Source organism: Candidatus Pelagibacter ubique HTCC8051 (assembly GCF_000472605.1).
In the GTDB taxonomy this organism is placed as follows: Bacteria; Pseudomonadota; Alphaproteobacteria; order Pelagibacterales; family Pelagibacteraceae; genus Pelagibacter; species Pelagibacter communis_B.
Window position 1 is genome coordinate 491,234 of the sequence record NZ_KI421440.1, and the last position, 14,017, is coordinate 505,250.

Here is a 14,017-nt window from a genome sequence, read left to right on the forward strand (position 1 = left end):
ATTAGACATTTCTATAAAATATTAATTAAGTGACAAAAAAACTAATAGAGGGAAAAATAATGAAAAACTTAAAAAAAATAGTTTCAGTATTATTTTCAGCAATCCTATTATTCTCAGCAACAACTACTAGCTCAGTAGCAATTGATAAATTGCACTTTGTAATTGGTGGTGGTGCTGGTGGTGGTTGGGATGGAACTGCTAGAGGTACTGGAGAAGCTTTAACAAAAGCTGGGATGTTAAAAAGTGCATCATTTGAAAATATGTCAGGTGGTGGTGGTGGTAAAGCATTAGCTTTCATGATTAACAATAAACCTGCAAACACGGTTTTGGTTCAATCAACACCATTAGTTTTAAGATCAATCACAAGACACAAAGGTTACGTGAGTGGAAGTGGTACTTTATCTTATAAAGATGTTGTGCCGATCGCTGGTGTAATTGGTGACTATGGTGCAATTGCTGTTGCAAAAAACTCACCTTATAAAAACTTTAAAGATGTAGTTGATGCATACAAAAAGGATCCAGGTTCTATTAAAATGGCAGGTGGATCAGTAAGAGGAAGTATGGACCATTTAATTGGTGCGTTAGCTTTCCAAGCTGCTGGTGCTAATCCAAATGATGTAGCTTATATTCCTTATGATGCTGGTGGAAAAGCGTTAGCTGGACTTTTATCTGGAGAGACTCAAATTATCTCTACAGGTTTAGGTGAATTGATGGGTGCAAGAGACCAAGTAACAATTATTGGTATTACTGCTCCTTCAAGAGTTTCTGATGCTCCAGACGCACCAACTCTTAAAGAACAAGGATATGATGTGCAATTCGTTAACTGGAGAGGATTTTTTGGCCCTCCAGGTATGAGCAATGCAGACAAATCAGCTATTGCTAAAATGCTAGGCGATGTACAAAAAACTCCTCAATGGGAAACTGTCAGAGCAAGAAATGCTTGGGTTAATATTTATAACCCAGAAGGTAAGTTTGTTTCTTTCTTAGAAAAACAAACAGAAGAAATGACAGCTCTTATGAAAAAACTAGGAGTTATATAATCCTTAGGATTATTTAAAATTAGAGCAGTGAATATAAATACTACAAAAATTATATCACTGCTCTTTTTTATTTTTTCAGCATTTTATTTATATATTGCTTACCAAATTCAAGTTTTTGCATTTGATGAAAATGCGCCTTTTAATGCCAGAACATTTCCAATCTATTTAGGTTATGCTGGTTTATTTTTTTCAGGATTAAAATTAATTTTACCAGATCCAAATACAATTAAAGTAGAGCACAAAACTTTAGAATATAAAAAAACAGGAATTTTAGTTTTAATTGCAATTATATATGGAGCAACCATCTTAAAAGTCGGTTATTTTTTAACGACTTCTTTCTTTTTAATGGGGTCATATTATTTTTTAGGTGAGAGAAGATGGATATTAATGTTTATGCTATCTTTTCCTTTTGTTGCAGCATTTATGTATTTATTACACGGTGTTCTTGAAATTTATCTTAGAGATCCTTTTTTAAAATTAATTGGAGTGATGGGATGATTGAAGGAATTTTAATTGGTTTAACAACAGCTTTAACTTTCCAAAATATATTTATGGTAATGATTGGTTGTTTCTTTGGAACAATCATTGGAATGCTTCCAGGTCTTGGACCAATGACAGCAATTGCTTTGATGATACCAATTACTTATGGTTTCGATCCAGCAACAGGATTAATCTTAATGGCAGGTGTTTATTATGGGGCTGTATTTGGAGGTTCAACTTCTTCTATATTGTTAAATGCACCTGGTGTTCCAGGAACTGTTGCAACATCATTTGATGGTTATCCAATGGCACAACAAGGTAAAGCAGGTAAAGCTTTAGCTATTGCTGCTTGGAGTTCATTTGCTGGTGGAACACTTGCTGCAATTTATTTGTTATTTTTGGCACCAAGTTTATCAAAAGTTAGTTTATCTTTTAGATCACCAGACTATTTTGCATTAATGATTTTAGGTTTAACAGCTATTGCTGCTTTTTCATCCAAAGGTCAATTTATTAAAGCAATGATGATGGTTGTTCTTGGCTTGATGTTAGCATCAGTTGGTCAAGATAGCTTATCTGATATTACAAGATTTACATTCAACAATATGAACTTAACTGACGGCATAAGCTTTGTTCTTGTAGTGATGGCGACATTTGCAATGAGTGAGGCCTTAACTATTATTTTAAAACGAAATGATCCAACAGCTGCTGCAAAACAAGTGTCTTTAACGGAGCTTGGTTCAATAAAAATTAACAAAGAAGAAAGAGTAAAAATGTTAAAAACTATTCCTCGTACTTCAATTATTGGTTTTATAATTGGAGTTTTACCTGGAGCAGGAGCAACTATTGCATCATTCTTAGCTTATGGAATGGAGAGAAATTTAGTAAGTGACAAAGAAAAAGAAAAATTTGGTAAAGGAAGTGTTCATGGATTAGCCGCACCTGAAACTGCAAATAATGCAGCATGTTCTGGTGCGTTTGTTCCACTATTAACTTTAGGAATTCCAGGAAGTGGAACTACGGCGGTAATGTTAGGTGCTCTTTTAGGTTTTGGTATTCAGCCAGGTCCTAGACTTTATATGACTAACCCTGAAATTTTCTGGTCAGTTATTATGTCTATGTATATTGGAATGGTAATTTTACTTATCTTAAATTTACCTTTAATTCCTTACATTGCTAGAATCCTAGCTGTACCTAAAAACTATTTAATTCCACTTATATTATTTTTTTCAATTACTGGAATTTATGTAATGTCATTTAATAATTTTGATATTTATTTAATGATCGGAATTGCTGTGGTTGCAACCTTTATGCGCTTATATGATTTTCCAATGCCTCCTCTCATTCTTGCCTTTGTTCTAGGAGGATTGATGGAAGAAAATTTAAGAAGATCTTTATTGTTAAGTGATGGTTCTTGGACTTTTTTATGGGATAGAACTCTTACAGCATGCATATTAGCTACAACTATTCTTATTGTTGGATGGCAAATTTATAAAACATTTAAAAAAAAAATTAATTCTTAATATCTACTCTTTTTCTAATTATTTCTTTGTCTAACTTCATTTCTCTATAAGAAATTATTAGGACACCAGTAAATATTATAATAGCACCAATCCAAGTATAAAGATCTGGCATTTCATCAAATACAAAATACCCAATAATAGATGCAAAAACTAAATTTAAAAATGAATAGGGTTGAGTCATACTAACATCTACTAGCTTAAATGCATGGTTAAGTGTTAAATGTAAAACTGTTCCACACATTGCTGCTAAGATTAGATAGATGAATGTTTTTATACTTGGCATTTCCCAAAAAAATAAAACTATAAAAAAACTTAGTAGGCTCATAAAAATAGATTGATAGGCTAAAATTGTAATCGCGCTATCATCTTTAGAGATTTTTTTAGTTATAATTATATTAACTGACCAAAGTAATGCCGAAAATAAAACCATATAAACTCCAATAGATATATCTACAAAACCAGGTCTAATAATTACTAGCATTCCACTAAAACCAAGTATTAGAGCTAAAGTTCTATAAATATAAATTTTCTCACCTAGAAAAAAAACTGCAAGTATTGTTACTATTAAAGGAACTACAAAAGATATTGCTGTAAGTTTTTCAATAGGAAGCAATACTAAAGCAGAAAAGTATAAAAGCATTGCAGGTAACCCAAGAATTGCTCTTAAGAAATGCTGTTTAAGATGAGTTGTTTTAAGTACTGTATCTTTTTTTTTAAGTATGTAGGGCAAAATAATTACTAACCCTAAAAAAAATCTAAAAAAACCTGCCACATAAACATTAACATCTTCTTGTGCTATCTTTAAAAAAGAAAGCATTACAGTTCCAAAAAAAACAGAAGTGATAATTAAAAAAATAGCTAATTTGTTATTCGACATTAATAAATTACTATAAGTATAACTAAAATATAAACAATCTTAGTTTAGTACACCTTTAATTAATTTTTTGATGATTGGTTTAAAACAAAAATACCCGAACAAGTGATTATTACTGCCCCAAATAAAGTAAACATATCTGGAATATCGTTATAAAATATATATCCAAAAATTATTGCCCAAAATATCAATGTATAATGAAATGGTTGGATAATACTTGCTCTTGCTTTGCTTAATGCAATTATTTGAAGATAAAGACCTAGTGAAAAAAATACTCCTATACCTAAAAACATTGTGTATGAAGATTTATCTACCGGAGTCCAAAACTTGGAAGATAATAATGACATAATTATTAGACCAATGAGTGATGTATAAAATAAAGACGTTTCATTTGTGTCATGTTTAGAAACTTTTTTAGTAACAATTTGATAAAGACCCAATATAAAAGCAGCAATCAATGGTAATAACGCTTTTGGATCAAAGATTGATGACGTTGGTCTAAGAATAATTAAAACTCCAATAAAACCAATAAAAATTGCTATCCATGTTTTAGGAGACACTTTTTCTTTTAAAATTATTGCAGATAACGCCACTACTATTACTGGTGCTAGTGATCCAACACTATGAGCATTAGCTAATGATAAATATTTAAAAGATAAAACGAAACATCCAGACTCAATCATTGATAATAAACTTCTAAAAATCTGTAATTTAATATTTTTTGATTTATAAAATAAATAATTATTTTTTCTTTTAGACTCAAACAAACTCAAGCATAAAACAAAAAAATATTTTATTAATAGTAACTGAAAAATAGAATGATGAAGAACTAAAGTCTTTTGAATAGCGTCTAGAATAGAAAATGATAAATAAGCAAAGACTCCAAAAAGGATACCAATAGATTCTTTGGATTTAAAAAGATGCATAGATTAATTTAGAATTTTTTTATATTCTTCAACAATATTAGGCCAATAGAACTTAGCGACGAAGTCTTTAGCATTTTTTCCATATTCTAAATATTTTTTGTTTTCTAGCATTGAATTTATTGATGAATAAATTTCATCTAAATTATTACCATCACAAATTAAACCTGTTTTTTCATGCTGTATTGCATCAGAAGCACCACCATCTTTGCCTCCAATGGATGAAACACTATATTGTGCAGCCTCCGTGTAAGCTATACCAAAACCTTCAACTGAGGATTTATGAATAACAGATGGCATTACAAATATATTTGATTTAGCTACCAAAGCATTTTTTAACTCATCACTTACATCTTTAAAAAACATTAGCTGACCTTCTAAATCTAATTCTTTAACTAAATTTTTAATATTTTTTTCTTCATCACCATATCCAATGCAAATATAGACAATATCTGGGTATATCTGCTTTAGATTTCTTAATGCCATTAATACCTTTTCATGATTTTTTCTCTTATCAAATCTTGAAACAGTAATTAATCTTGGTTTTTTAACAGTGAGTAAACTTTCAACTTTATCCAATGATTTTTTATCAAGATCTTTAATTGGATCAATTCCAGGATTAATAACAATAATCTTGTTTTGATCTACACCATGTTCTATCGCTAAATTTTTAGTGTATTTAGAATTGGCAATTACTTTTTCAACATTATTTAAAACTTTTAATATACGTTTATTAATACCCGATCCTTTAGGATGATTAATTTCTTTACCGTGAATGAGACAATATTTATTTTTATCAGTTTTTAGATGCTCTAAGCTTTTCCAGTGGTCTGAAATAATTCCTTTAACTTTACTTTTTTTAACAAAATCATCAATTAGAAAAGCTTTTCTATATTTTCTAAATAATTTAGGTCCACCAACTCTTTCGATTGAAAACGAAGCTTGTTCATCAAAAGATTTGTGGTTTTCAATATAATCAGCAAAAACTTTTATCATAAAACTTTTTGAAAGTTCTCTTGCAAGACCCCACATTAAATTTTGCATACCACCAAGTTCTGGTGGAAAAGATCTAGTAACGATTAAATACATTAATTATACTTCCATTTAATACCACATCCAGCGCTCGGAATTTGATCTTGTGGTCCATTACCAGTTTCAGCAACTTGTTTCATAGATTTGAATAAATCACTTTCTCCATGATTTACGGGTACAAAATTTTTAAGCTCTCTTAATCTTCCTCTGTATTGAAGTTCTAAATTTTTGTTATAGCCAAAAAAATCTGGTGTACACACAGCCTCATAAGATTTTGCAACTTCTTGAGTATCATCATGTAAATAAGGGAAATTAAATTGATTATTATTTGAAAACTTAATCATATTTTCAAAAGAGTCTTCTGGATAATTTACAAAATCATTTGAACATATTGCAACTGTGTTAACTCCAATTTTTTTTAATTTATTACAATCTTGAACAATATCTTTTGTAACCGCTTTTACATATGGACAATGGTTACAGATAAACATTATCAAAGTTCCATTTTCACCTTTAATATCATCTAAAGAAATTACTTTATTTTCTGTTGATTTTAATTCAAAAGGTAAAGCTTTTTTACCAAAATCACATATTGGAGTTTGAATTGGCATACTATAAGAATATATAAATTATAAGAATATATAAATTATGTTTTATGATTTAAAAGATAAAAAACCTCAAAACTCTGGCGAAAATTGGGTAGCACCTAATGCAACCATTATAGGAGATGTTACTTTAGAAAAAAACTCAAGTATTTGGTTTAATGCGGTATTACGTGGTGATATCGAAAATATTTACATAGGTGAGGGGTCAAATATCCAAGACAGTAGCGTTTTACATACTGACCCAGGCTGTCCATTGAATGTTGGAAAAGATGTAACAGTTGGTCATCTAGTTATGCTTCATGGCTGTACAATCGGAGACAACAGCCTGATTGGTATTGGGGCTGTAATTCTGAATAATGCCAAGATTGGAAAAAATTGTATCATTGGTGCTAAAGCCTTGATTACTGAAAATAAAGTTATTCCCGACAATTCATTAGTAGTGGGCTCACCAGGTAAAGTAATAAGAGAAGTGACAGAGGAAGAAAAAAAAGCAGTTTTGGAAAATACTAGACATTATCAAGATAATTGGAAAAAATATTCAAAATCAATATTTTGAAAATTATGAAAAAATTCTTAATTACATTTTTATTTTTTATTTTTATTTTACCAAATTACTCTTTTTCAAAGAGTAAAATTGATAATTTTAAAAAAATTGATTTATCAAAAGATCAAAAGACAGGCAGATTTTTTGAAGACCAGCCTGATATAACTGATGATCATCAAATTCATTTTATTTATTTACTGCCATCTGATGGAAAAGATAGAGAGCTAGATATCAATGGCAAAATGCAGGATATTTTGGAAAAAGCAAATGATAAATTGTTTAATAGCACAAAAATAAACAAAGGTTCTGGAGGAATTGGTAAAAAGTTTAGATATGATTACAGAAAAGATGGAAAACTAGACATCACATTTATTAGAACTAGTAAGAACTGGAAAGAATTGAAAGATAAAAGTGTTAATACTCAAATGGGCCATTACTTCCACCAATTTGGTGGTTTCACCAATAAAAAGAAAACATATTTTTTATGGACTGATGCAAGCAAAGGAGATCAAAGTGGTGATGCAGGAGTTGGTATAGGAGGAGTATTTTCTAAAAGTAATCGAATGAGTATTGATGAAAAATTAATTCAAACCAATCTTCATGAACTTCTTCACACTCAATTAATGGGAATTAGATGTATGAAAGGTATGAAAAAGATACACTATTCAGACCATTATAACGGTGGCACTGATCACATGCTTAGTGCAGGATTTAAACTAAATAGAAATTTATACACGCACAATATAGAGGGCTGTCCTCAATTTAAAGATAGCGTTTATTTAATACCAACATCTGAAGATCCTTATAATCCTTATGAGATTATGTGTGAAAGAAATCTTGGAAAATATACTCATCCAAAGTTAGTTAAAATTTTGGCTAAAGCCGAAAAATCAAACAAATGGTATAAGAATAGAATTGGACCAACATGTAATTGGAGAAACTGGACTGATAAGTTTGACTGGTTTGGTCCGATGAATTAGGCTCAATCATGAAAAAATTTAAATATGTAGATATGAGAAAAATATTAATATTGTTATTAGTTATTCTTTTTAACTCATCTTTATTAGCAGCTGATGATAAACCTGGAAGATTTTTTGAAGATCAACCTGATGTAACAGATGACTTCCAAATTCATATAATTTATCTCTTAGGTAAAAAAGGAAAAGATAAAAAAAGAGATGTTAATGGTTGGATAGAAAAAGAAGTAAAAAAAATAGATGATTTGTTTTTTAAGATAACAAAAAATAATCAAAGATTTAAATTTGACTATAGAAAAGATGGTAAACTTGATATCTCATTTGTAAGAATGGATAGAAAAGCATTAAAAAATAAAGGTTGGAATATGAGTTATCCAGATTATTTTTTACAAAAAAATGGATTTAATAATCCAAAAAAAATATATTTTTCTTTTGTAGAGGCCAAGCATCGAGATGGTGGCATGATGGGACCTCATCATGGATATGTATTTATTCAAAGTGTTGGAAAAAAAGTTTCTCCTGTTGGTGTACATGAATTACTACATGGACTAGGGTTTGCAATGGCATGTACAAAAGGTGTTACTAGAGGTAAACATTTAGATACAGGAATATTAGGGCCAGATCTTAAAAAAAGTCTCGGTAAAGCTATTTATGGACATGGTGATCCTACTTGTCCAGATCTAAAAGACTCTGTTTATTTAACTCCGACATCTGATGATCCATACGATCCTTTACCAATACAATGTGCTTTAGCTCAAAAAGTAAGAGGTTATCCACCAGGAAAATTTGAAATTCCATCTAGATACACAAACAAAAAACTTCTTAAAGGAAGAAAAGATGAATGGTGTACATTTGGTGTATATCCTAATGCGAAAGTAGAGTGGTTTAAAAATTGGAAAAAGTAACAGGTGAATAAATTATCTGTTGAAGAATTAGATATATTTGCAAATAAAATCTTAGAAGATTATGACTTTAAAAATCCTGGAGTAATTTTTAAAGAAAAAAAAATTATAACTAATGAGGATGCCCTTCTTATTCAATCAAATGTAGCAAGATTAAGAGAGAAGAGAGGTGAAAAGGTTATTGGTTATAAGATAGGATGCGTTTCCAAAGATACTCAAAAAAAAATGGGGTTTACTCAACCTGCCTGTGGCTACCTTTGGAAAAGTGAATTATATGCCAGTGGCGTAGAACTAAACAAAAAAGATTATACTAATCCTGCTATGGAAGCAGAATTTGGAGTTATATTAAATCGTGATATTAAACCTGATCTAGCATCTTTTGATTACATACTACAATCTATCGAGGGAATTTATCCCCTTATAGAAATTCATAATTTAGTTTTTTATGGAAACGAACCATATGGAGCAGAACTTCTTACTAATAATGCCATACATGCTGGTGTTATTTTGGGCTCTGAAACAAAATTACCTTCAGATAAAACTAAAACAGATCTTAAACTTATTTATGATAAAGAAGTTATTGATACTTGGACTAATAAAATATGGCCAAATGATATGCTTTCAGAAATACAGTGGTTAATTAAAGAACAGGCTAAAAAAAATAATTATTTAAAAAAAGGTGATTTAATTTTAACTGGAGCTTATGGTTTTCCGGTGCCTATAAATGATAAAAAGTTAGTTGAAGTGACATCTTCAGCATTTGGAGATGTAACGGCTACTTTTAATTAAGGAACTAACCAGTGATCTTTGTTATTTTCTAAATCAAATCTAGCTCTACGGTGACCTTTAGCTGCTAAATAAAGCCATTCTATAGATTTAATTTTACACTGAATAACAGTGAAGTTTTTATAACCTTCTTCACTTTGTTCTTTGGTATAATCAAAATTATCAAGCTCAGGTTTTAAGCCTGATGTTGGAATATCACTTTCTGTTCCTGGTCCATTATTAACTAAATAACATTTCCTAGATATATGTTGCGTTTTTGACCAAGACTCTTTTGTAATTTCATTTTCATGATTAACAGTACATTCTACTTTTAGTCTAACTTGGATCTTTTCTTCCTTATCGTAGAATAACATTGCAGCATTTTTATTTGTTTTTAATTTAGCAATTTTATCTGATCTAATATCACTATGGTATTGAACAAGATTATTAGCTTCATCCGATTTCCTTAGAACCACAATTCGTCCATCAAAATCAGATTGGTTTCCACAAATAAATACAGGTATTCTAAAGGGTGAACTTCTATCTTTGACTGCATTAGTTAGCATGGACCAAATTTTCTTTTTAATCTCAGTAAAGTCCTCGTAATAAGGAACAGTATCAGTCACAGATTATTTTTTCTTTTTGAGAAGAGCAATTAAGCTTGAGCTATCCCAACGGTTTCCACCCATCTCTTGAACTTTTGCATAATAACCATCAATAAGCTCTGTAATTGGAACTGGTGAACCATTTTTTTTTGCTTCTTCAATAACTATTGCTAAATCTTTTCTCATCCAATCTACTGCAAAACCATAATCAAACACATCATCAGTCATAGTTCGGTATCTATTTTCCATCTGCCAAGATTGGGCCGCACCTTTTGATATTGTTTCCATAACTATATCCATATCTAATCCAGCATTAATTCCAAAGTTAATAGCTTCAGATAAACCTTGAACAGCTCCTGCTATACACATTTGGTTCATCATTTTAGTCAACTGTCCACTTCCAGATTTACCAATTAATTTTACTTTTCTGCTATAGCAATCAATTACTGGTTCAGCTTTTTTAAAAACTTCTTCGTCACCACCAACCATCACAGTTAGTATTCCACCCTCAGCTCCTGCTTGACCACCAGAGATAGGCGCATCTAAAAAATTAAATCCTTTATCTTTAGCAGCAGCGTATAGTTCTCTAGAAATTTCTGCTGATACAGTAGAGTTATCTACGTAAACACAACCTTCTTTTGCAGTTTTAAATAACCCATTTTCTCCAAGAGAAACTTCTCTTAAATCATTATCATTTCCAACACAGGTAAAAATAAAGTCAGCACCCTCAGCAGCTTTTGCAGGTGTATCAGCTTTTGATCCCTTATATTCTGCAATCCATTTATCAGCTTTAGCACCTGTTCTGTTATAAACAGTTACATTGTGACCAGCTTTTGATATATAACCTGCCATTGGATAACCCATGACACCAAGACCTATGAAAGCAACATTACAAGTCATAATTTTTCTATATGTTTAAAAGTTTAAGTTTAAAAGTAATTATATTTGGTTTTATATTTACATTTTTTTCTAGTTTTGGACAGAGTTTTTTTCTTGGATTGTTCAATTCCAGTATAAGAGATGCCTTATCAATTACACATGGACAATTTGGCTCAATTTTTGCTTCCGCAACATTATTAAGTAGCTTAGTTCTGGTTTGGATTGGAAAAAAAATTGATGATGTAAATATTTTAAAGTTTGCATCATATGTAATAATATTTTTATCTATATCTTGTTTTATATTCTCTAAAATTTCCTCAGTAATCTTTTTGTTTATTGGAATATTTTTAATGAGACTAGCTGGTCAAGGTTTAACAACGCATACAGCAACTACAACTATTTCTCGTTACTTTGAAAAAAATAGAGGAAGAGCATTAAGCACTTGTTGGTTAGGATTGTCGTTAGCTGAGTTCACTATGCCAGTTTTAATTGTTTTTTTATTAACTTTTATTGAATGGAGAGATATTTGGATATCAATTTCAATTTTGATTATCATCGTATTACCTGTTACTGCATATTCATTAGTTAGAAATGTTAGACTAGATACAAGAGAAGACTCTTCTAAAAAAGATGAAACTAGAAGAGAAACAAAACAATGGAAACGAATTGAGGTTCTAAAGGATTATAGATTTTATATTATTTGTATGACTATGTTGGCAATGCCGTGGATTGCTACAGGCACTTTTGTTTATCAATCATTTATCTCAACATCAAAAGGTTGGGGTCCATATGTTATTGCACAATCATTCATGGCTTATTCAATATTTTCTGTAATTACATTATTTGTTTCTGGATTTTTAATTGATAAGTTTAGCAGCCGTAGATTATTAATTTATATGAACATGCCTCTTCTTATTGCTACTTTTGTTCTGTTTTATTTTGATTCTTCATTTTCGTCGTTTATTTTTTTAGGTCTAATAGGGATATCTAATGGTTTAGCTAACGTTTTAGGATCTTCGACTTGGGCTGAAATTTATGGAGTTAAATATATTGGATCTATTAAAGCTTTGACGACAGCATTGATGGTTTTTTCAACTGCATTTGGCACTGCTTTATTTGGTATTCTCATTGATAATGGTTTATCTATTGAGCAAATAGCCATTGTTTCTGGAGTATATATTTTATGTTCTATAATTCTTCTTTATTTAGTAAGAAATAAATTAAATCCACATTATTTGTAAAATACTCCTTGATTTTTTAAGGTTCACTGTGTAGATACTGCGCATGGCAAGAGTTACAGTAGAAGATTGTATAGATAAAGTAGATAGCCCATACGAATTAGTACTTGTTGCTAAAGAAAGAGCTACTCAATTAAATTCAGGTATTGAACCAACTTTAGATAGAGATAACGATAAAAATACAGTTATTTCATTAAGAGAAATTGCAGAAGCAAAAATTAAAGTTTCAGATTTAACAGAAAGTGCTGTTTATAAACTTAGAAAACACGTTGAACAAGTTGATGATGGGGCTGAAGACGATGAAGAAGTGGGTGATGATTTTGAAAACATGTACAAAGGTGAAATTTCAAAAAGTGGTACACCAATACTTCCATCTAAAAGAGCAAGAAAAACTCCAGAAAAAATTCAAGTTTCAAAAGAAGATTTAGCTGAATTATCAGAAACAGCTAAGCCAGATGTTGATGTGTCAGCTGGTGAAGAAACAATGAATGAACAAGGTGAGGTTTCATTAGATGAAGTTTCGGAACAAGAAAACCTAGAAGCAGAAGTAAATTCAGAAGATTCAGACACTTCAAACTCATAGTAAAATCATATAAAGTTAATTCATGAATAGGAAAGTATCAGTTGCTCCTATGATGGATTGTACAGATCGTCATGAGCGTTACTTTTTAAGACTGATTTCAAAAAATACACTTCTTTATACAGAGATGGTTGTTGATGAAGCAATCAATAGAGGAGATAAAAAAAGATTACTTGAATTTAATATTAATGAAAAACCAGTAGCCCTTCAACTAGGAGGATCTTCGCCAAAACTTTTATCTGAAGCTTCAATGTTAGGAGAAGACTTTGGATATGATGAAATTAATTTGAATTTAGGTTGTCCAAGTAGAAAAGTTGAAAAAAGTAAATTTGGAGCCTGTTTAATGAAAGAGCCTAATTTAGTTGCAGATTGTTTAAGTAAAATGCAAGCCTCAACAAGTTTACCGGTAACTATCAAAACTAGAATTGGATATGATAATGTTGAAGATTATGAAAATCTTCATAATTTTATTTCAACTTTAAAATCAACAGGAGTAAAAACATTCATTATTCATGCGAGAAAAGCAATGTTAGGTAAATTTACACCTAAACAAAATTTAAATATTCCTCCATTAAAATATGAGTATGTTTATAAATTAAAAGAAGATTTCCCCAATGAAGAGATAATTATAAATGGTGGAATAACATCTGTTGATCAAATCAAACCACATCTACAAAAAACAGATGGAGTGATGATTGGAAGAGCTGCATACCATACACCTTATATGTTGGCAGATATTGAAAAAGAAATTTTTGGCACCAATGAAGTTTTAAGCAGACAAGATGTTATTGAACAATTAATTCCTTATGTAAAAGAGGAAACAAAGAAAGGGACAAGATTAAATCAAATAATGAGACACACCATAGGCTTATTTCATGGTCAAACTGGTGCAAGTTATTGGAAAAGATATTTAAGTGAAAACATGTGCGTAAGAGATGCAGATGTGAAAAAAATTGATCACATCATGGATAAAATAAAATATAATAATATTGATACAAGTGTAGGGCAATCTGCTTAATTCAATTATAGCTAACGAATATAGTTATTTTATTT

16 protein-coding genes are annotated in these 14,017 nt (G+C 30.4%); 10 read left to right on the forward strand and 6 right to left on the reverse strand.

The genetic code is table 11. The features are described from left to right. The first annotated feature begins 59 nt into the window (after positions 1-59). Genes F754_RS0102610 through F754_RS0102620 form a run of 3 tightly spaced genes read left to right on the forward strand, consistent with a single transcriptional unit; the run spans position 60 to position 3,040 of the window. A complete protein-coding gene (locus tag F754_RS0102610; protein ID WP_023648363.1) occupies positions 60-1,040 on the forward strand; it encodes a tripartite tricarboxylate transporter substrate binding protein in 981 nt (326 codons plus the stop codon). A 27-nt stretch (positions 1,041-1,067) separates the two neighbouring features. Then, the gene (locus F754_RS0102615; RefSeq protein WP_023648364.1) at positions 1,068-1,538 is read left to right on the forward strand and encodes a tripartite tricarboxylate transporter TctB family protein; all 471 of its coding nucleotides are present in this window, start codon (positions 1,068-1,070) and stop codon (positions 1,536-1,538) included. Then, entirely contained in the window at positions 1,535-3,040 is a 1,506-nt protein-coding gene (locus F754_RS0102620; RefSeq protein WP_023648365.1) for a tripartite tricarboxylate transporter permease, read from the forward strand. Before F754_RS0102615 ends, F754_RS0102620 begins: the two co-directional genes overlap by 4 nt. On the opposite strand, the gene F754_RS0102625 is transcribed toward F754_RS0102620, so the two are convergent. Genes F754_RS0102625 through F754_RS0102640 form a run of 4 tightly spaced genes read right to left on the reverse strand, consistent with a single transcriptional unit; the run spans position 3,030 to position 6,480 of the window. Continuing rightward, positions 3,030-3,917, reverse strand: coding sequence for a DMT family transporter (locus F754_RS0102625; RefSeq protein WP_023648366.1), 888 nt, complete (start codon positions 3,915-3,917; stop codon positions 3,030-3,032). The genes F754_RS0102620 and F754_RS0102625 overlap by 11 nt on opposite strands. A 59-nt stretch (positions 3,918-3,976) precedes the next feature. Then, positions 3,977-4,840, reverse strand: coding sequence for a DMT family transporter (locus F754_RS0102630; protein ID WP_023648367.1), 864 nt, complete (start codon positions 4,838-4,840; stop codon positions 3,977-3,979). 3 nt (positions 4,841-4,843) lie between these two features. Then, the gene (locus tag F754_RS0102635; protein ID WP_023648368.1) at positions 4,844-5,926 is read right to left on the reverse strand and encodes a glycosyltransferase family 4 protein; all 1,083 of its coding nucleotides are present in this window, start codon (positions 5,924-5,926) and stop codon (positions 4,844-4,846) included. Beyond that, a complete protein-coding gene (locus F754_RS0102640) occupies positions 5,926-6,480 on the reverse strand; it encodes a thioredoxin family protein (protein ID WP_023648369.1) in 555 nt (184 codons plus the stop codon). The genes F754_RS0102635 and F754_RS0102640 overlap by 1 nt, the downstream gene beginning before the upstream one ends. A gap of 37 nt (positions 6,481-6,517) precedes the next feature. Here F754_RS0102640 and F754_RS0102645 point away from each other — a divergent pair, with 37 nt between their 5' ends. From F754_RS0102645 to F754_RS0102660, 4 genes are read left to right on the forward strand one after another with little or no spacing between them, the layout of a single operon-like run. Further along, positions 6,518-7,030 carry a gamma carbonic anhydrase family protein gene (locus F754_RS0102645; RefSeq protein ID WP_023648370.1) on the forward strand — a complete coding sequence of 171 codons (513 nt, stop codon included), beginning with the start codon at positions 6,518-6,520 and terminating at the stop codon, positions 7,028-7,030. Between the two features lie 5 nt (positions 7,031-7,035). Further along, positions 7,036-7,998, forward strand: coding sequence for a hypothetical protein (locus tag F754_RS0102650; protein WP_027303443.1), 963 nt, complete (start codon positions 7,036-7,038; stop codon positions 7,996-7,998). An 8-nt stretch (positions 7,999-8,006) separates the two neighbouring features. Continuing rightward, the gene (locus tag F754_RS07575; protein WP_023648372.1) at positions 8,007-8,900 is read left to right on the forward strand and encodes a hypothetical protein; all 894 of its coding nucleotides are present in this window, start codon (positions 8,007-8,009) and stop codon (positions 8,898-8,900) included. A 3-nt stretch (positions 8,901-8,903) separates the two neighbouring features. Then, positions 8,904-9,686, forward strand: a complete 783-nt coding sequence (locus F754_RS0102660) for a hypothetical protein (protein WP_023648373.1) — start codon at positions 8,904-8,906, stop codon at positions 9,684-9,686. Here F754_RS0102660 and F754_RS0102665 read toward each other — a convergent pair. Together F754_RS0102665 and F754_RS0102670 are read right to left on the reverse strand one after the other, a co-directional pair. Further along, positions 9,683-10,228: a pyridoxamine 5'-phosphate oxidase family protein gene (locus F754_RS0102665; RefSeq protein WP_051332837.1), complete on the reverse strand. Its 546-nt coding sequence runs from the start codon at positions 10,226-10,228 to the stop codon at positions 9,683-9,685. The genes F754_RS0102660 and F754_RS0102665 overlap by 4 nt on opposite strands. Before the next feature lie 63 nt (positions 10,229-10,291). Beyond that, a complete protein-coding gene (locus F754_RS0102670) occupies positions 10,292-11,167 on the reverse strand; it encodes an NAD(P)-dependent oxidoreductase (protein WP_023648375.1) in 876 nt (291 codons plus the stop codon). Between the two features lie 11 nt (positions 11,168-11,178). Here F754_RS0102670 and F754_RS0102675 point away from each other — a divergent pair, with 11 nt between their 5' ends. The 3 genes from F754_RS0102675 to dusA are packed head-to-tail and all read left to right on the forward strand — an operon-like array spanning position 11,179 to position 13,982. Beyond that, positions 11,179-12,387, forward strand: a complete 1,209-nt coding sequence (locus tag F754_RS0102675) for an MFS transporter (protein ID WP_023648376.1) — start codon at positions 11,179-11,181, stop codon at positions 12,385-12,387. 43 nt (positions 12,388-12,430) lie between these two features. Continuing rightward, positions 12,431-12,967, forward strand: a complete 537-nt coding sequence (locus F754_RS0102680; protein ID WP_023648377.1) for a DNA-directed RNA polymerase subunit omega — start codon at positions 12,431-12,433, stop codon at positions 12,965-12,967. 22 nt (positions 12,968-12,989) lie between these two features. Further along, positions 12,990-13,982: a tRNA dihydrouridine(20/20a) synthase DusA gene (dusA, locus tag F754_RS0102685; protein WP_023648378.1), complete on the forward strand. Its 993-nt coding sequence runs from the start codon at positions 12,990-12,992 to the stop codon at positions 13,980-13,982. Positions 13,983-14,017: the final 35 nt, after the last annotated feature.